Origin of the sequence: Niallia oryzisoli, assembly GCF_036670025.1 — a bacterium.
GTDB lineage: Bacteria > Bacillota > Bacilli > Bacillales > Cytobacillaceae > Bacillus_BD > Bacillus_BD oryzisoli.
Genome location: NZ_CP137640.1, coordinates 3,482,520 through 3,500,970, shown reverse-complemented (window position 1 = coordinate 3,500,970; position 18,451 = coordinate 3,482,520). Strand labels below are relative to the sequence as shown.

17 protein-coding genes, 1 other RNA gene and 1 pseudogene are annotated in these 18,451 nt (G+C 37.1%); 11 read left to right on the top strand and 8 right to left on the bottom strand.

The annotated features are described in order from the left end of the window. The first annotated feature begins 133 nt into the window (after positions 1 to 133). Positions 134 to 865, top strand: coding sequence for a YjjG family noncanonical pyrimidine nucleotidase (locus tag R4Z09_RS17660; RefSeq protein WP_338448062.1), 732 nt, complete (start codon positions 134 to 136; stop codon positions 863 to 865). A gap of 88 nt (positions 866 to 953) precedes the next feature. Here R4Z09_RS17660 and R4Z09_RS17655 read toward each other — a convergent pair whose 3' ends face one another. Further along, positions 954 to 2,033 (bottom strand): PQQ-dependent sugar dehydrogenase, encoded by a 1,080-nt coding sequence (locus R4Z09_RS17655; RefSeq protein ID WP_338448061.1) that lies wholly within the window; start codon positions 2,031 to 2,033, stop codon positions 954 to 956. Between the two features lie 307 nt (positions 2,034 to 2,340). Between R4Z09_RS17655 and ssrA the strand changes: the two genes are divergently transcribed. The 5 genes from ssrA to R4Z09_RS17630 all read left to right on the top strand — a co-directional run bounded on the left by ssrA (position 2,341) and on the right by R4Z09_RS17630 (position 7,031). Next, positions 2,341 to 2,694, top strand: a transfer-messenger RNA (tmRNA) gene (gene ssrA, locus R4Z09_RS17650). Positions 2,695 to 2,984: 290 nt separating this feature from the next. Continuing rightward, on the top strand, positions 2,985 to 3,734 hold the full coding sequence (locus R4Z09_RS17645) for a hypothetical protein (RefSeq protein WP_338448060.1): 750 nt from the start codon (positions 2,985 to 2,987) through the stop codon (positions 3,732 to 3,734). 158 nt (positions 3,735 to 3,892) lie between these two features. Beyond that, positions 3,893 to 4,261: a cytochrome c gene (locus tag R4Z09_RS17640; protein WP_338448059.1), complete on the top strand. Its 369-nt coding sequence runs from the start codon at positions 3,893 to 3,895 to the stop codon at positions 4,259 to 4,261. Between the two features lie 366 nt (positions 4,262 to 4,627). Then, positions 4,628 to 6,256, top strand: a complete 1,629-nt coding sequence (gene abc-f / locus R4Z09_RS17635) for a ribosomal protection-like ABC-F family protein (RefSeq protein ID WP_338448058.1) — start codon at positions 4,628 to 4,630, stop codon at positions 6,254 to 6,256. A 244-nt stretch (positions 6,257 to 6,500) separates the two neighbouring features. Then, positions 6,501 to 7,031: a CueP family metal-binding protein gene (locus R4Z09_RS17630; protein ID WP_338448057.1), complete on the top strand. Its 531-nt coding sequence runs from the start codon at positions 6,501 to 6,503 to the stop codon at positions 7,029 to 7,031. Between the two features lie 69 nt (positions 7,032 to 7,100). On the opposite strand, the gene R4Z09_RS17625 is transcribed toward R4Z09_RS17630, so the two are convergent. Then, on the bottom strand, positions 7,101 to 7,676 hold the full coding sequence (locus R4Z09_RS17625; RefSeq protein ID WP_338448056.1) for a hypothetical protein: 576 nt from the start codon (positions 7,674 to 7,676) through the stop codon (positions 7,101 to 7,103). A gap of 350 nt (positions 7,677 to 8,026) precedes the next feature. Here R4Z09_RS17625 and R4Z09_RS17620 point away from each other — a divergent pair, with 350 nt between their 5' ends. Further along, positions 8,027 to 9,391 (top strand): polysaccharide deacetylase family protein, encoded by a 1,365-nt coding sequence (locus tag R4Z09_RS17620; protein ID WP_338448055.1) that lies wholly within the window; start codon positions 8,027 to 8,029, stop codon positions 9,389 to 9,391. Positions 9,392 to 9,469: 78 nt separating this feature from the next. Here R4Z09_RS17620 and R4Z09_RS17615 read toward each other — a convergent pair whose 3' ends face one another. Beyond that, the gene (locus R4Z09_RS17615) at positions 9,470 to 9,904 is read right to left on the bottom strand and encodes a hypothetical protein (RefSeq protein ID WP_338448054.1); all 435 of its coding nucleotides are present in this window, start codon (positions 9,902 to 9,904) and stop codon (positions 9,470 to 9,472) included. Between the two features lie 228 nt (positions 9,905 to 10,132). Next, positions 10,133 to 11,221 (bottom strand): hypothetical protein, encoded by a 1,089-nt coding sequence (locus R4Z09_RS17610; protein WP_338448053.1) that lies wholly within the window; start codon positions 11,219 to 11,221, stop codon positions 10,133 to 10,135. Positions 11,222 to 11,500: 279 nt separating this feature from the next. Between R4Z09_RS17610 and R4Z09_RS17605 the strand changes: the two are divergent. After that, a pseudogene (locus R4Z09_RS17605) lies at positions 11,501 to 12,504 on the top strand (PTS transporter subunit IIC). A gap of 38 nt (positions 12,505 to 12,542) precedes the next feature. Here the strand turns inward: R4Z09_RS17605 and R4Z09_RS17600 are convergent. After that, positions 12,543 to 13,541, bottom strand: a complete 999-nt coding sequence (locus R4Z09_RS17600) for an HAAS signaling domain-containing protein (RefSeq protein ID WP_338448052.1) — start codon at positions 13,539 to 13,541, stop codon at positions 12,543 to 12,545. Then, entirely contained in the window at positions 13,513 to 13,875 is a 363-nt protein-coding gene (locus R4Z09_RS17595) for a PadR family transcriptional regulator (protein ID WP_338448051.1), read from the bottom strand. The genes R4Z09_RS17600 and R4Z09_RS17595 overlap by 29 nt, the downstream gene beginning before the upstream one ends. Positions 13,876 to 14,113: 238 nt before the next feature. On the opposite strand from R4Z09_RS17595, the gene R4Z09_RS17590 reads away from it, so the two are divergent. Continuing rightward, a complete protein-coding gene (locus R4Z09_RS17590; protein WP_338448050.1) occupies positions 14,114 to 15,628 on the top strand; it encodes a catalase in 1,515 nt (504 codons plus the stop codon). Positions 15,629 to 15,720: 92 nt separating this feature from the next. On the opposite strand, the gene R4Z09_RS17585 is transcribed toward R4Z09_RS17590, so the two are convergent. Next, positions 15,721 to 15,966, bottom strand: a complete 246-nt coding sequence (locus tag R4Z09_RS17585; protein WP_338448049.1) for a DUF1450 domain-containing protein — start codon at positions 15,964 to 15,966, stop codon at positions 15,721 to 15,723. Positions 15,967 to 16,251: 285 nt separating this feature from the next. Between R4Z09_RS17585 and R4Z09_RS17580 the strand changes: the two genes are divergently transcribed. Both R4Z09_RS17580 and R4Z09_RS17575 read left to right on the top strand, forming a co-directional pair. After that, on the top strand, positions 16,252 to 16,533 hold the full coding sequence (locus R4Z09_RS17580; RefSeq protein ID WP_338448048.1) for a DUF2325 domain-containing protein: 282 nt from the start codon (positions 16,252 to 16,254) through the stop codon (positions 16,531 to 16,533). A gap of 96 nt (positions 16,534 to 16,629) precedes the next feature. Further along, positions 16,630 to 17,031 carry a hypothetical protein gene (locus tag R4Z09_RS17575; protein ID WP_338448047.1) on the top strand — a complete coding sequence of 134 codons (402 nt, stop codon included), beginning with the start codon at positions 16,630 to 16,632 and terminating at the stop codon, positions 17,029 to 17,031. Positions 17,032 to 17,105: 74 nt separating this feature from the next. On the opposite strand, the gene R4Z09_RS17570 is transcribed toward R4Z09_RS17575, so the two are convergent. Further along, complete coding sequence (locus R4Z09_RS17570) at positions 17,106 to 18,356, bottom strand: erythromycin esterase family protein (protein ID WP_338448046.1); 1,251 nt, start codon at positions 18,354 to 18,356, stop codon at positions 17,106 to 17,108. Positions 18,357 to 18,451 lie beyond the last annotated feature (95 nt).

Genomic DNA, 18,451 nt, shown 5'->3' with positions numbered 1-18,451 from the left:
AAAGGGAATCGTACACTGCGAATCCCTTTTTTGTCTATATCAAACTGCCAATTATAGTAAGAATCAAGAGGATTATAGTTTTCATGGTATAATAGTAAACAGCATAGACATGTTAAAAATGGAGAGATCATCATTGAAAAAATACAAGACTTTATTATTTGACGTGGACAATACGTTATTGGATTTTGATGAGGCGGAAAAGTCAGCACTAAGCTTACTATTTGAGGAACAAAGAATTACATTTACACCGCAGCTTGAGGAACAGTATAAAAAAATAAATCAAGGTCTATGGAAATCCTTTGAAGAAGGGAAAATGGAACGGGATGAGGTTGTGAACACCCGTTTTACGCTTTTATTTAAAGAGCTAGGTCAAGCAGTTGATGGAGTGTTACTAGAAAAGAAATACCGCAGCTATTTAGATGAAGGGCATCAGCTCATCGAAGGTGCCTTGGAATTAATTCATAATCTGCAGCAACAATATGATTTATATATTGTTACAAACGGTATTTCGAAAACACAGCAAAAACGTCTGCACGATTCTGGATTATTCCCATTGTTCCAGGATATCTTTGTCTCCGAGGACACAGGTTATCAAAAGCCAATGAAGGAGTATTTTGATTATGTATCTGCAAGGATTCCTGGCTATTCAGCAGAGGAAACCTTAATTATCGGTGATTCCTTGAGCTCGGATATAAAAGGAGGACAGCAGGCAGGAATCGACACTTGTTGGTTTAATCCGAAAGAACAATCAAATGGAACAGATTTAGTACCAACGTTTCAGATTCAAAGGCTAGATGAATTATATACGATTTTAGGGGTAGATAATATAGGTGGCCGTCAGCCTCAGGATTGCATGTCTGTTTAAGAGGAAGCAGGGGGACGGTTCTGTTGCTTCCAAAAGAAAAAAGGACTCACCATAATGGTAAGTCCTTTTTTGTTATAAGAATTTCTCCTCATCTCTTTTCCAAAAGCGATATACGATACAGTTTATCATCGTTTTCTTGCGGCACGCCGCGTCCGTCTGTATTATTACTGATAAAATAAAGAGAATGACCTTCAACATAAACATCTCTGATTCTTCCGAGACCTGTAACCACTTCTTGTTTTTCACCGGACTGCAGATTAAATTCGAGTAACGCATTACCTCTTAAGGCGGCTACATACAGCTTGTTTTCAAAATAAGCCATTCCTGACGGCGCCCATGTCATTTTATCTCCTGAAGTAAAGAGCGGTGTAATCATAGATTCTTTTTCCTCAGGACCTTGAATGATCGGCCAGCCATAATTTTTGCTTGCTTCAATGAGGTTAATTTCATCGTTTGCCGAATTTCCATGTTCGCTGGCATACATCACGCCGTCCGATGACCAGGCAATCCCTTGTGGATTCCGATGTCCATAGCTGTACACATATGCATGAGGGAATGGATTATCCTCCGGTATAGATCCATCTAGATTAAGTCTCAATATTTTTCCGCCTAACGTTGTGGTATCCTGTGCAATGGAAGCTTCTGCCGCATCACCTGTTGTTGCATAGAGCATACCATCAGGACCGATCTTAAGCCTGCCGCCATGATGAACGGGCCCGCTTGGAATTTTATCAAGAAGCAATTTTTCTTCCTTCCATATATTATCCTCCATATGTAATGTAACAATTCGGTTGAATTGGCCTGAGCTGTTTTCATATGTATAATAGGCGTAAGCTAGATTTGTTTTCGAAAAATCAGGGGCCAATACAAATCCTAATAACCCAGCTTCAGCCGCGGTTGATAAAACTTTTTTTAGTTCAACCTTTTGCCTTTCTTTTTTTCCAGCCTCCACCTTAACAATGCTTCCTGTCCTCTCAGATAAATAGAAGGTTTCATCCCATTTTGCAATGGACCATGGAATATCTAGATGATCTGTTATGATTTCCACTTCAGCTTGAGGGGAAATGACCGGCTCATCCTCTATTGATTTTTTATCGTTTTCTTTAGAGCATGCTGTAAATAAGAGAATGGCAATAAAGGAAAGTACCAAAACCAAAGCATTCTTCAATGTACGATCAACTCCATTGAATAAAATTTAAACTTAGATGTAAATCTGTTTTTCGATGTATGAAAGATAAATTCCTGCTAATTAAAAGGTTAAAACAAAGAAAATAAAAATATATGAGTCCAGTGTTAGAAACATTTCATAAGATTGCTTTCCAGTAACTTACAATTGAAAAGAGCATAATTTGTGATATGATAATACAGCAAGAACTGACACATTTAATCTTTGCTCGGCCTTTGAGCCTCCGAACGTCAGCGCAATTAGCGCAAATCGATTTGATAATTAGTTTTATCAGCGATTTTCTCATAACGGGGACGCTACGGATTCGACAGGGGTAGTTTGAGCTTAGGTTGCGAGTCGAGGGGATCGGCCTCGTTAAAACGTCAAAGCCTATAACTGGCAACAAACAACTTTCTTTAGCTGCCTAATTAAGTCAGCTGTTCGCCCTTCCATTGCCTGCGTGGTAAGGTAGCGGACTCAAATTTAGCAGGATACGCCGGATTCCGCCGTCTGAGGGAGAAGGAAGAGAACAATCAGACTAGCCAAGCCACGACGCCCGTCGATAGGCATATGGTGCGGCGAAATGCAAATATATCGACTACACTCGTAGAAGCTTAAGTGCCGATATCTTTGGACGTGGGTTCGACTCCCACCGTCTCCACCATACATATGCAATGGTGGCTCATCACAATATGACAATTTATTAATTATAAATATAACTTACGTTCAGATTTAGATAGAATATGATAAGAGTAATAGACCAGATGGCATCTTCATCTGGTCTATTTCAATTTAGTGATGGATTGATAAAAAATGATTAAATCAGGTGAGGTTATGGAACGCGATAAAATAATAAAAAATGAAATCATAGAGGATAATTACAAGGTTTTTGCCATGTTAAGCAATTACTTGAATAAATAGACAAACAAGAAATTGAAGAAATAGCAATAAGCGATGTTTCTTACGAGTTTTGCTGTCATATTGGCCGCAGCTTTCGGACTTGATATTGTTGATAATAAAGAAGATAAGGACTTGTTTAATAACTATTTTAAAAAGATGATACATCAGCTTGATGCACATGAATTTTATCAAAATCCTTATTATAAAAATATCAAGATCCCGGAGATGAAAATCGGGAATAGTGAACTTAAATATGATCAATTTAAACCTTTTGAAGGTTTTGTTTGTAACGATATCATCGAAACAAAGGAGGGAAGACAAATTCCACAAATTGGTTTTTTTGAAACTGAATTCAAGTTTCCAGCCATTTTAGAAAATGATCGAATCTGGATGACCATTACCCCTAATGAAATCGAAACGATGAAAGAGGCGGTTGACCAGGCTTTCGGGAATGTTCTTACATATGGACTTGGGCTGGGTTATTTTGCATACATGGTTTCCGAAAAAGAAAATGTCGAAAGCATCACAGTTGTTGAAGTCAATGAAGATGTGATCCATTTATTTACTAAATATAATTTGCCACAGTTTACAAATCCTGAGAAGGTCCAGATTATCAAAGCGGATGCTTTTGAATACGCGCAAAAACACATGCCAAAGGCTAACTATGATTTTGTTTTTACAGATTTATGGCATGATGTATCTGACGGCAAAGATATGTATTTAAAAATGAAGCAGTATGAAAACCAATGTCCCAATACAGTATTTACGTATTGGATTGAGAAATCTATTTTGTGCTATTTATAATTAGTAAACGGGCTGCTAAATCATAGTAAGTCCGTTTTCTTTTATTTTTAGAAGCAGAAGAACCGTCCCTCTGCTTCTAAAGGAATATTCAAATAATAAGATCCATATATATTCAGGATATTAGGGATTTTTATTATGATTGGATCGAGGTGGCTGATTTGAAGAGGCTATTTGGGATTTTATTGTTTCTTTTCTTGTTGGCTGTTATCAGTGCATGCAATAGCAATGAGAAGGCTGATGGTGAGGCAGCAGAATCCTCGAATGAACAGGTTGAAGATAATAAAAATGAATCGGGGTCATCCATTGCAGGGAATGAAATTTTTCAAAAAAGCTGTATTTCCTGTCACAGTTCTGGTGATATATCCGGAGGGAATTCTAGGTTAGATTCTGCTGTCATCCAATCAAATTTTAAGACGCAAGAGGAACTGCTAGCCTTTGTTTCGGAAAGAATGCCGATGTCAGCACCAGGGTCCCTATCGGAGGAAGAATATGAGGCAGTTGTAAAATATTTGTGGGAACAAAAATAAGTACGCAGATAAAAAGCCGGATGGGGTTACTCCGGCTTTTTTATTCAGATACAGAACAAAATGAGATTGGAAAGAACAAGAACCCAATTCTTATACAACAGTTTAAATTCAAAAAAAGGTATGCTACAATGAGGTTACTAATGTTAAAGAGGTGATGGGTGGACGATGATTAACTAATCTTATTTTTAACAGTTTGAAATAGCATATTTCAAATGAAACAAAATAGGATTAGTCTGCCCATTTTTCAATAATAAATTATTGAGCTATCTAATGTAATAGCTTATTTAGGCTTATTAAAATGCGACTAATCCTTCCAATTAATTTGGGAGGATTTTTTAATTCTCCCCTTAAGAAAGGGATGATTGGATGAAAGAACTACTTAAATTAAGAAATATCAGCTATGAAATAATGGAACAAGTCATATTTGAAGACGTCAATGCCAGTGTGCATCAAGGTGATATCATCGGAATAATTGGGAAAAATGGAGCCGGGAAATCGACTTTACTGCAATTGTTGAATAAACAAATGATGCCGACAAAAGGACAGTTACAATGGTTTGAGGACAAATTGAGTGTTGTCTTTGTTGAACAGGAAACGGAGTCTCATTCGTTTGCAGAGGTGACACCTCTAGAAGAAACCTTATTAGAGAAAATGCATGTACCCGCTCATGATTTTAATCAATTAAGCGGTGGAGAAAAGCTAAAAGCACGACTGGCAAAGGGGTTTGCCCAAGAAGCACCATTGTTACTTTTAGACGAGCCTACCAACCATCTTGATCAGCAAAGTACGGAACTCCTTCGAAATCTCATGAAGGGTTATCAAGGTACCATTATCTTTGTTTCACATAATCGTTATTTTTTAGATGAGGTGGCAACTAAGATCTGGTCAATTGAAAATAAACGGTTGATTGAGCATAAGGGTAATTATTCTAGTTATATGAAGGCCCGGGAACAGAAACGCTTGACGCAGCAACGCGAATATGAAAAACAGCAAAAAATGGTGGAGAGTATTGAGGCACAAATGCATGAGCTTACTTCCTGGTCGAATAAGGCACATGCTCAATCGACGAAACAGGAGGGCTTTAAAGAATATCACCGTGTAAAAGCAAAGCGATTGGATTCACAGGTGAAATCAAAACGAAAACGCCTCGAAAAAGAACTGGAACAGGCAAAGGTTGAACGTCTTGAGCCCGACTATCAAGTACAGTTTTCTCTTAAAGCCAATAACAAAATCGGGAAGAGGTTCTTAGAAGTGAAGGATTTAAGCAAGTTCTTCGATGGGCTAGCTTTATTTAAAAATGTCAATTTTACTATTCAGCATGGTGAGAGGGTCGCGATCATTGGGCCTAATGGAAGTGGAAAGACAACTCTCCTTAAAGTCATCATGGAACAGGTAAGCGCTGAAGGCGATGTATGGATTTCTCCAGCTGCTAATATTGGTTATTTAACACAGGAGGTTTTTGATTTACCTTTTGAAAAAACACCCGCAGAGCTTTTTTACAAAGAAACCTTTGCAGAAAGAGGCAAGGTACAGAATTTAATGAAGCACTTAGGATTTACGGCAGCGCAGTGGACGGAGTCAATTGGAAATATGAGCATGGGTGAGCGGGTAAAGTGCAAGCTGATGGCCTATATTCTTGAAGAAAAAGACGTCTTGATTTTAGATGAGCCGACCAACCACCTTGATCTGCCATCTCGTGAACAGCTTGAACAGACATTATCGCAATACAACGGTACACTGCTAGTTGTTTCGCATGATCGCTATTTTCTTGAAAAGACAACGAATACTGAATTGACTCTTGCAAATGGCAAAATTCATAAACAATTTAAAGTAAAGCCTGTAACAATTGACGATAGGGAAGAATTACGCTTAAAGCTTGAAACAGAAAGACAGGAAATATTGGGAAAGCTCAGCTATATGACACCAAAGGATAAAGCCTACGAGGAATTAGACAGAAGGTTTAATGAGCTTACGAAAAGAATAAAAGAGCTGTAATAAATCAATGTCCCCCTTGGAAGCAGGGGGACGGTTCTTTTGCTTCCAAAGATGCCAAATAGGGAGATACTCCTAGAAATATTTTAAATATATAATAGTAAATTGATATGTTAACAGATATTTCACAAAGTTTTAATTTGTAATCATACTATTTTATAATAGAATAAGTTTATACAAGGTTAATAGATTTAACATTTACAAAGTATAGGAGAAAATTAGCGATAGAATGAGAGGTGAATACAACATGAAAAAAACGCTCTTTGGTATTCTATTATTAGTTAGCATTTCCCTATTAGCGGCTTGCGGGTCAAATGAAGAAAAAACAGTAACGGAAAAGGAAACAGCTAATATCAAGGAATTGGTGAAGGATTTCACTGAAGGAAACATAAAAGATAAATCAGCTTCCATCACATCGAATGAATTAATCGTAACGAACAGTGATGAAACGAAGGAAGTCTATAATCTATCGGAAGAAGAATTTTTTGTTTCGATTGCTCCTTATATCTATGAGACCCATCCTTGACAAGCCCATAACTTGACAGGTTGTCAAGGTGAATTGGTCGAGCAGGACTTTGCCTTATACATTGTAGCCAAAGAAGGCAATGTGATTATGGACGAGACCGTGAAGTCTCAAGCTAACGGTTTTATTGACTTGTGGCTGCCACGAGACAATACTTATCATGTTACAATTAAACAGGGTGATAAATCGGTAGAATCAGAGATTTCCACGTTTAAAGGTGATAATACCTGTATTACTGACATGCAGTTAATGTAGGCAATGCGCAAAAAGAAAAATAAAAAACAGCTCTGTTCTAGTGGACTGAGCTGTTTTTTATTTTGCAAATTATTTCACTTTAAAATCAACCTGTGCTTCTAAATAATATTTATCAGGTTCTTGACTGCCATCTTTAGGTACTAGAAAATCAGCATAGCCATTTACAATATAATAGCCTGTAGGAAAACCATTTTCGATAAAGTCTTTCATAAATTCAACATAAGCTTTCTTGTCTTCTTCACTATAAGCACCGCCGCCTGTATATTCAGTTCTAAGCGGTTCGCCTTTTTTCAGCGTCGTAGTTACTAGAGGTTCCGGCATGGGATAAGGAATGTCAATCCCACGGATTTTTTCTTCTATTGGAAAATAAAACGGTGAGGTTGCATGCTGGATTGTCATTTCTGACTGATCTCCGACATATTCCAACTCCCCATACAAAATAACAGACTGACCATCGAGATATTCCTTTTGTTCAGAAACAAGACGATAAATAAAATCACCTTCTTGTACTTCAGCCTTCATATTGACAACATCATAATGATCTAACTCTTTTTCAGGATGATTACTGCTCTTTCCTTCCGTACCGCAACCACTGACAAATACAAATAACGCTAGAATCCAAATAAATAACAACCATTTTCTCATAAAACAATCACCTCATTTATATGGACGTAACGAAACTAAAAAATGTTCCAGGGGAACGGTTCTGCCGCTTCTTTCAAATAACTAGGAAGCAAGGGAACCGTCCCTCTGCTTCCTACTAAAAGCACTCCTTTTGGATGGGTCTCTTGTTCTATATTCTTATTGTATAATTTTGGTTAAAATTGATAAAGGAGGGATTATTTTAAAAGTAAAAGATTCAAAGTATGAAAATGTTGAAGTTAAATATAATGATAATAACATTACGTTATCCCTAGAAATGGAGTGAATTACAACGAAGAGGGGAAAAACATTTTGTTAATTTTCATAACCGATTTGAAAGGAAATGAAAATTTTTGATTAGAAGAATAGGTTGGATAGTTGGAACTGGCTTTATTTTATTTATTATGGTAGCGTTTGCAGGTACTGCTCAGGAAACAGTGGTTCGATCTCCAGTTGTTACGACGGAGAATATTGAAGTTGTAAGTGACTTTCCCGATTTTCAGCGAAAGACAAGTACAGAAGAAACAAATAGTTACTACTTTTCGATAAGTACTATTTTAACGAAAAGTGAACCAATTAATCAGTACATTCAGATGTGGACTGAAAAGGAAATGGACCAGTTTCTTGCATTTGTTGAAAAAAATAAGCGAAACTTTCATGAAGAACATCTTGCTAAATTACATATTACTGTTCATTTAAATGCCGTAACAGATGACTTACATACTATAACGTTCAATTTGAAAAATAAAGAAACTGAACTTCAAGATGGGATCAAAATTTTTAATTTGAACCTAACAGATAACAAGATTTTAAGTTTAACAGACGTCTTTCAGTTAGATGATAGCAATCTCGATGGGTTTTATTCTATTTTAAAAGAATATATTCCAGATGAAAGCAGTCGAAGTGAAGGGCTGGAGGAGTTATTCAAGCGGCCTAATCAATTAAATTGGCATATTAATCAAAATGTTTTCACACTATTTTTGCAGGCACAAGACCCTTTCGTCAAAGTTGAGGTTCCAGTTGAAAGATTGCGCTTATATTTAAACGAGAATATGATGACTCGATTACAAATCGCACCCCCAGAGGAACTTGAAAGCACTCTAGATCCTAATGGGAAATACATTGCGCTTACTTTCGACGATGGACCAAGTCCTACGGTGACACCGCGGATTCTTGAAACATTGAAGCAGCATCAAGCAAAAGCCACTTTTTTTATGTTAGGAAATAGGGTTCAATACTATCCTGAACTTGCTAAGCAAGTAGCTGAGGAAGGGCATGAAATTGGGAATCATAGCGGCAGTCATGCAAATTTGTCTAAATTGAGTGAAGCACAAATTTGGCAGGAAATAGTTGGAACAAATCAAATGATTGAAGGGGTCATCGGCCGTTCGCCCGTGTGTTTTCGTCCTCCATATGGTGTGTACAATTCCCTTGTGGAAAAAGTTGCCTCCGAGAATAACGCGCAGATTATTTTATGGTCTGTTGATTCCCTTGATTGGCAAAAGCGGAATGCTGAGGGAGTCAATAAGATCGTACAGAAAACGATTTTTCCAGGCTCCATTGTACTTTTACATGACATACATCCATCAACAGCAGATGCCTTACCGATTTTAATGACAGAACTTGAAAATCAAGGGTACCAATTTGTTACTGTTTCCGAACTGCTTACTTTACAGGGGGTAAGGGGAATCGGTCCATATTATGGAGTTTCCAATTAAATGGGGCAAGGTTTATCTACCTTGTCCTATTTTTGTGAAAAAATCTGTGAACAGCGGCTAAGCTGTTCGGCAGAATGATTACCAGCGTAAGGCAATTAATAGTTGGCAGCAATGTCCTTCAAGCTTGGAGTTATCCAAGATGATCCGAATCCCGTCTGGAGTAAAACTGGTTTTAACCTTAATGGTAATCCCCGTTGACTTAATTAACTCATTGACTTTTTTGTCATCTGACTTTTGTGCTGCTGACATTAGTTCACGAGCAAATTCTTTTGATCTTGCCAGCCTATTTATAAGTAAATCAGCTTGTTTTATGAGCTGCTGAAAACTTTGGGCAGATTTTTCGAACTGTTGAATATCCACCTCAGGATACTGATATTGTCTTTGCGGCTGTATTTGATGCGAGCTTTGTAATGGTGCTTGGATGTATGCCGGAATACATCGAACAGGTATATTAACGATTCCAGGCGGATAGCAATAAGGGCTAACCAATATAGGATACTGAATGTAATACAAAGGAGTTCCTCCTTCAATTGAATTTGTTCAAGTTGCGAAGCACTGACTGATTGCAGGTTAAGAGGCAGAACTTTTAAGTCCATTTATATCTTTGAATCTGTATGCAATGAAACAATGATATAGTATGGTGAAAAATGCTAATGGTTACATTGAGGGGGATTTTTCCTTTTGAATAGATAATGTAAAAAAACACTGGAATTAACCAGTGCTTTTGAAAACGGAATTGCTTCACATTTCATGAGAATGTAAAGGCTGGATGTGTTTTGGTTTCAGCTTCTTGTAATAGTGTGCCGCTAATAGATACATTTCGATGAGGATGAGGATGATCATAATAATTGGCAACACTAACAGCACTGGGTTTTGCAGAGATTCTAGTAGGGATGGATTGCTTATTGGCAGGTTTTCTGTGAAAAAGAGAAACATTCCAAAGGTAAAAATTCTCGCCCATTGAGTGGGGGAATAGATGAATAATCCTTCTTTCCAGCCCAATTTTTTGATACGCTGAACGGCCCAAATCACTTCAATCGCCTCAATGGTAAAGAAAAGGGTCAAGGAAATGATCCAGATAGATTCAATGAAGCCGACTGCTTCTACATGTGAAGTGATTAAGGATACCCCTGTTATCGAAATCGCTCCATGGATGATACAATTTGTATTTTTCCAGCTGTCAGTTAAATCCCTATTTTGCATATTGATATAGCGATAGACAATCAGACATAGGTTCAATAAGTAAAAGATGAAGCCAATTGTTAGAAGAATATTTGCGTAAACTTGCGGAAATGAATCTCCATACGAATGATATCCAGAAATGACAAGTGACTGGGTAGCAACACATGATAAGAGCAATCCTCCATGAATGTTTGGCAGATAATTATTTATTTTTCGGAAGATAAATAGGTAATTCCTTATAACCAAAACCACATATAAAGACCAAAAGAACAAATTCATAAATAAAAGGATATGTGATAAAAGATGAAACTCTTTGTCTGTAAGTAAAACAGTCATAATGGATGTTGCAGCAATCCAGGTGCCTGTTGCAAAACTTGCAAGAGGATCTTTTATATGTGAGGAAAAAAATACCCCATGCAGCAGATCAAACGTGTAATGGATGATCACCCAATAGGCAATACCAATGAGACAGTAAAAAAGAATATCATATACTAATGGAATACCTGCCCCCGTAAAAACCCCTTTCAGCATAATGCCCATTGCCATGATTGGCGCACCTGCAACAGTTGAAATGGTCAGACGGTCCACTTTCAGGTTAACGATAACAGCTATTAGAAGAATCGTAATGAATAAAAGTACAAAAGTCATTTTTTAGCTCCTAGATGTTCATAAAAAATTTTTTATTGTTCTAAAAAAGTTATCCAAATGATAATTTCCACTATTTTGATAGTTTTAATAGTATTATATAACATTTATGCTGTTTTTTGAGAAAAAAATTTACTTTTGAACTTTTATGCTTATACGCGTTAAAGTAATTAAATTTTTTTGTTGATATTTGTCAGAATGCTTTCTATAATTATCCCAATATATTATCGGGAATAGGAGACGATTAAATTTAAAGACTTCTTCAGCAAGTTACTAAACGGGATGAGTATTGGAATAGTTGTAGCTTTGATTCCGAAATGCGTTATTAGGGGAGATATTAAAATTATTGATTCCTCATTTTCCTTCATTACAGCATGTTTTTGATATAACAATGTATGTGATGAGTTTATTACCTGTTTTAATTGGTGTCATGGTCGGGATCGCGTTCAAGTTGACACCGATTCAAACGGCAAGTGTCGGGATTGCAGCTATGGTCGGAAGCGTGCTATCCAAAAAACAGCTGATGGATTATTTGCTCTAAATGGGATTGGTATTGTTATCAATACAGGAATTACTGCTGCTTTAACCGTCTTATTTGTTCAATTGTTAGGCAATAAGTTAAAAGCTTATTCCATTCTTTTACTACCAACATTAAGTATTTTGGTGCCAGGGATGGTAGGATACCTATTATTGCCTTATGTCAAAACTACAACAGGCATACTAGGCGTGGCAATTGCCAATGTAACAACATGGCAGCCTGTCCTCATGGGAGCGATTATTGCTGTAATTTCTGCCTCATTATTTTATCACCTATATCCACAGTTGGAGTGGCAACTGTCATCATGCTATCAGGAATTGGATCGGGTGCAGCGAATCTGGGAATTGTGGCAGCAGGGGTAGGTTTAGCCATTGCAAGCTACAAAGCAAATTCACTTGGAACTGCATTGGCACATGTAATTGGGTCTCCGAAAATTCAAATGAGGAACTTTTTTATGAAACCAAAAATTGCGTTTCCAATGATCATTACGGCGGCGATTCTTGGTGCTTTAGCAGGTATCTTAAATATGCAAGGCACACCATACAGTGCAGGTTTCGGTCTTTCCGGTCTAGTTGGACCGTTGAATTACATCAATTTAGCAGAGGGAGGATGGACTTTAAAAAATATTTCAATTATGTTAAGTACATTGTTTATCTTGCCAATCTTATTAAACGTCGTTTAAATCTATCTATTCTCAAGAAAACTAAAAATGATCAAAGCAGAAGATTACAAATTATCATTTGATTAATAAAAGAAGCGAACTGAATTGTTCGCTTCTTTTATTTTTTACCGAATTCGAGCTTTCCGGAATCCATCAATGATTGTGATAATAGAAAACACTACAAACATGAGAATGATACCGCCAGTCAGCCATGCAGTAAATTGTTCTGGCAGTATAGAAAAGATTTCGGCCATATACGAAACAAACTCCTGCTGTAATAGGTCGTTGTTACTGATGATGAAAATGAATAAACCAGTAGCAATAATCTCGTGAGCAGTGTTTAATATGGCCATTTTTTGTGTCCACTGCCCTTTTATATACTTGTAGAGGTATAGCGCAATCTCAATCACAATAACAGCTACAACAGCCGGCCAATAAGAAAGCAGCACCTCTTGGTTTAAAGCAGGCATAATGAAATCAAGCCGGCCTCCACCGCCTTCATAGACACCAACTAAATGATCAGCATAAAAATATATACTGGCCCAAATTGCTGTCCATAGAAAACCACCAAACACTTCACATTTCGTAATAGCCTTTTTCTTTGGTATATAAGGGATGTCTTTCAGATCATCAGGGGTCCATGGTTTATAGTTTTTTGTCAAAGGTAAGTTATCATTACTTTTATCGACTCGTTCAATAATCGCAAAAGTGAGTGTAAACCAGAAAAAGACTTGCATGCCGACTTCAATTAGTACCCAAATGCCTTTAGAAAAAATTGTGATGATCACATTCATAACCGCTTCCTCACCATTATAGCCGACAAAATATGCAGCAATCATCGAAATAAGGGCAATCGTTCCTGCAATCGGTAAAATCATTTTCAATAACGAGACATATACATCATAATATCGCGGCCCAATCAGATGCATGGGCTGATCACGATACCGGCTGGCTAACAAAACGGGACTCCCTAATTTTTCAAGAACGGATTTAACATCTTCCTCCGAATAATCATCTGGTAACATATCCTCAATGGTTGACCTCAGCTCAAGACCGATGTCCTCACGATTTTTCTCCGGCAGCCTGCGAGTAACTTCATGAATATAAATCCCAATTAGATTCATCTTCTTCCTCCCCCTGTAATAATCCATAAAGCTCCTTAGAGCCCTTAATCCATTCCTCTTTCAGCTGTAAAAAAATCTCTAAACCAAAATCACTTAACACATAATACTTTCGCGGCCGACTTTCGGAAGTATCCCAGCTGCTTGTCACCAGCTCTTGTTTCTCTAATCGGCGAAGCAAGGGATATAAAGTACTTTGATCAATCGAAATTCCTGATTGCTCTAATAACTGAACAAGGGAATAGCCATACTGCGGTGTCCGTAATTGACTAAGCACTGCCAACGTTAATGTTCCTCTCCTAAGTTCTGTCAATAATGAATTTAGTAATGTACTCATTCACCCACCTCATTTATTAATACTATATGTCATACACTATATACCTTATACTATGTATCATACACTATTATTGTTCCTACAACAATTGAAAATCAGCGATAACCTTAAATATTTAATAAATAAAAATAATATTGATAACTTGAACAATAACTGCATACTGTCTTATAATGGAATTTTTTTCATATAAATTAGATATCTTTTAATAATTAATCTAACTAAGTAAGGAGGATATCTCTGAATGACTGATACAAATAACCAAAACGAAAATGAAAATAAAAAACAGGTTAAAAAAATGACAACGGCCTTTGGTGCTCCTGTAACAAATGATGATGACAGCAAAACAGCAGGTAAACGAGGTCCATTGGTAATGGAAGATGTTTGGTTTCTAGAAAAGCTTGCTCATTTTGACAGAGAAGTCATTCCTGAACGTCGTATGCATGCGAAAGGTTCGGGAGCATACGGTACGTTTACAGTTACAAATGACATTACAAACTATACGAAAGCAGCTATTTTCTCAAAGGTTGGCAAGAAAACCGACATGTTTATCCGCTTTTCTACTGTGGCAGGGGAGAGAGGGGCAGCCGATGCTGAGCGCGATATTCGTGGAACCGCGATGAAGTTTTATACGGAAGAAGGGAACTGGGATCTTGTTGGTAATAATACACCGGTATTTTTCCTTAGGGATCCTAAGAGATTCCCAGATTTGAACCACGTCGTAAAACGGGATCCTCGAACAAATATGCACAGTGCGCAGTCAAACTGGGATTTTTGGACCTCATTACCGGAAGCTCTTCATCAAGTGACCATCACGATGAGTGATCGTGGGATTCCTGCTTCCTACCGAAATATGCATATGTTTGGCAGTCATGCATACAGCATGATGAATGCGAATAATGAACGTGTTTGGGTTAAATTCCACTTTGTTACACAGCAAGGAATAAAGAATTTAACTGACCAAAAAGCAGTTGAAATCATTGGAAAAGACCGTGAAAGTCATCAACGGGATTTATTCGAAGCGATTGAACAAGGAGATTATCCAAAATGGAAGATGTACATTCAAGTGATGACAGATGAACAAGCTTCTAAGCTGAGATATAATCCATTTGATCTAACCAAAGTGTGGTATAAGAAGGATTTTCCGCTTATCGAAGTAGGGGAAGTGGAGCTAAATCGAAATCCGGAAAATTACTTTGCAGAAGTAGAGCAGGCAGCATTTGCTCCAACTAATATTGTACCGGGCATTGGTTTCTCACCTGATAGAATGCTGCAAGGGCGTTTGTTCTCATATGGTGATGCGCAGCGTTATCGACTAGGTGTTAACCACTGGCAAATTCCTGTTAACTATCCAAAAAATACGAAGAACTTCCACCCATATCATCGTGACGGGGCAATGCGAATCCACAACGCTACCGAAGGGGTTGTATCCTATTCGCCAAATAGCAATGGTGAATGGCAGGATTCAAAGGAACATCAGGAACCGGCTTTAAATCTTCAAGACGGTGTTGATTTTTATAACTTCCGTGATGATGATGAACTTTATTATGAACAACCGGGTAAATTATTTAATCTAATGACAAAAGACGAGCAGCAAAGATTATTTGAAAACACAGCTCGTAATATGCAAGGAACGACGAAAAAAGTTCAATTAAGACATATAAACAACTGCTATAGGGCAGATCCAGTTTATGGTCAAGGGGTTGCGAAAGCACTTGGCATTCCAATGAGTGAAATAGAGGCAGCAAACGGAAATTAATATAAGGATAAAACCAATGCCCTTTCTTTTATAACAGGAGAAGGGCATTGGTTTTTACCAAGATTCATAGGTATTAATTTTTGTATAATCGTTTAACGAGCTGGTTCTACTTCTAGCTGCTGATAAATTTTTTCAACCAACTGTTCAGAGGTTTCAGCATATACATACTCACCATTTACAACTGCATATAAAGACTTGGCGCAATTATAACAATTCGTCATACATCCATATGCTGTTGTTTCTATATTTAAATCCCTCTCAATTATTTGACGGGCCTTTTTCGATCCATCCTTTCTCTCTAAATTCAACATACAAAATTCAATTTTTGGTTTTGTCATTCTATTACACTCCATATCTACTATGTTTTCACAAAATACGAATCAAATAAATTAAACCTTATTTTCTAATCATTTTAAGCCATTTGAAAATATTTCACAATATTTTTAAATTGGAAGCAGAGGGACGGTTCCTTTGCTTCTTTGACTTAAATTTTTAGAAAAAGTTGACAATGATAATCGTTATCACTTAGAATAGTAAATATATAAATGATAATCATTTTCAATTAAAATCAAACAAATAGAAATCTAGAAGAATAACCGAAAATAAAAATGGAGGAGATAGACGTGAATTCCCTGCTTATTATTGGTGGAGATAGTTTAGGAGTAATTCCGGATAAATTATCTTCGTATGGTTTTGATGAAATTTTACATACGAACGGGAGAAAGGTAAAAATGATTAATCAAAAAATTCCCGAACATATAAGCTGTATCCTTGTCTTAACAGACTACGTAAATCACAATCTATCAACGGTAATTAAAAGACGGGCTAAAAATAAATCAATCCCTATTTTTTATGCAAAGCGTTCATGGTCTTCGATCCATCAAGCACTAAAAGGAGTTATATAGGCTAAAAAAATTTTATTCCTTAATGAGAATTGTTATCAATGGAAAATGCTAAAAATTCAAAATGATAAATAGTTTGAATGCAAGGGAGAGATGGTAATGTATCGGCATTTTATTGTGAAAAAAACGGTTAAACATAGAAAAGAATGTTTTTGCCGAGATCAAGCTCATGCACATGGAATTACTATTCATGAAGGAGATATTATAGAAATCATCAATGATCGCAAATATATCGTTGATAAAGGCTGGTATTTTTTAATTAGTTTGAATAACTTGTATGAATTCTATTTATCACTTGAAGACTTGGAACACTATTATGCAAAGGGGATAATCGTATCAACTGCGGATATTGAATTATCGCTTAATTATTTTCAATATAAAATTAATGAAGCATTGGATACGGTTGATGAAGAATTATTTTGCCATTTTACTCAGAAATTTATTGAAACCCGTGCATTAATATTGAAAATTGAGAATTATGTACATAAATTGGCGCTATAATTTGTATATAGAAGGATATCATTCCAAAAAAGGTACCCCGACAGATTCGAGGTTACCTTTTTATAAAATACCTCCTACAATGGAGATAATGCTTTTGTCATCTCCACATGAATAAAAGCATTGTACCGTTCAGAAAGTCGTGAAGGAACATAGTTACCATGATGCTCATAACGCGGGTGATAGACGACTCCGATGGCACGGTGTCCAATTACATCACGAAACACATTCCTGTTTTGTGCTGTAAACATGAGATATTGGTTCGATGCATTAGCATGATGCATCGCTTCTTCCCAACTGCCTTCAGCACCGTTAGGAACGGCCATGATTTCATGAGGGACTCCCCATTCGGTTGCAGCAATAACCGTTCCCTGATAGGTTCCAAAGCCAACGGCATAAATGTTTTCACGGCCGTATTTTTCACGTGTTAACTGTCCGACATTGACCAGTCCTTCGCTAGCCATATCTGTAGCCCGTGCATCACCAATATGTGTATTATGCTCCCAAACAATCCCTTTTGCACTTGTACCATGAAATTGTGCGATATGGTCAAGAGCTTCCACCATATGACGGTCGCGAATATTCCAGGACTCGTTATCATCGGTAATCATCGTATGGTAATAATGCTCGGCATTACTTGTAACAATGGCATTAATCTTCATATTAAGCTCTGAATCAGGATCATTTGGGATGAGTTCTTTGTATTTCCATATTGAATTGAGAAGTTCTAACACTTCATCCTTACAATCTTCACCATAAAAGGCCGCTGAGATTCCATACTTTTCAGGTTTTCGTTCAAATGGATCAAAGCATTCAATGGCCTGTAAGGCTTTTTCTAATGCAGGTGAATTGCTTTTTTGCAGGTAGTCAACAATAGCCTCCATTGATTCCCACAAGCTGTAAACATCAATTCCGTAAAAGCCGACTTTTTTTTTCGTTGTGGTTTGGTTATAGGAGTAGAGCCAGTCGATTAAATCTTCAATTTCTTTGTTTGCCCACATCCATCCAGGCCAACGGTTGAATGATGCCTTTAATACATCTTTTGCAGAAGAATACTCTGGAGCTATGCCTTTTACGAAACGGTTTACCTCATAACAGGCAGGCCAATCCCCTTCAACAGCTATAAAAGAAAAGCCATGCTCCTGTAAAAGCTGCTTTGTTAAGTCGGCACGAATGGTATAAAATTCACTAGTACCATGACTCGCTTCACCGAAAAGGACGAATTTTGCCTGGCTGGCTTCGGTTACTAAAGGATTTAATTCGGATAAGGATGAAAAAGAAACAGCATACTTTTTTATCTCATCTTCTATTTGGACAGTTTTAAGCAATACTTTTCACCTCTATGAAGTAGTATGTACAAAAAAATAATACAGCAGGTACAGTCCAAAAACTGGATGCTCCTGCTGCTTTCTTTGGCAATCTT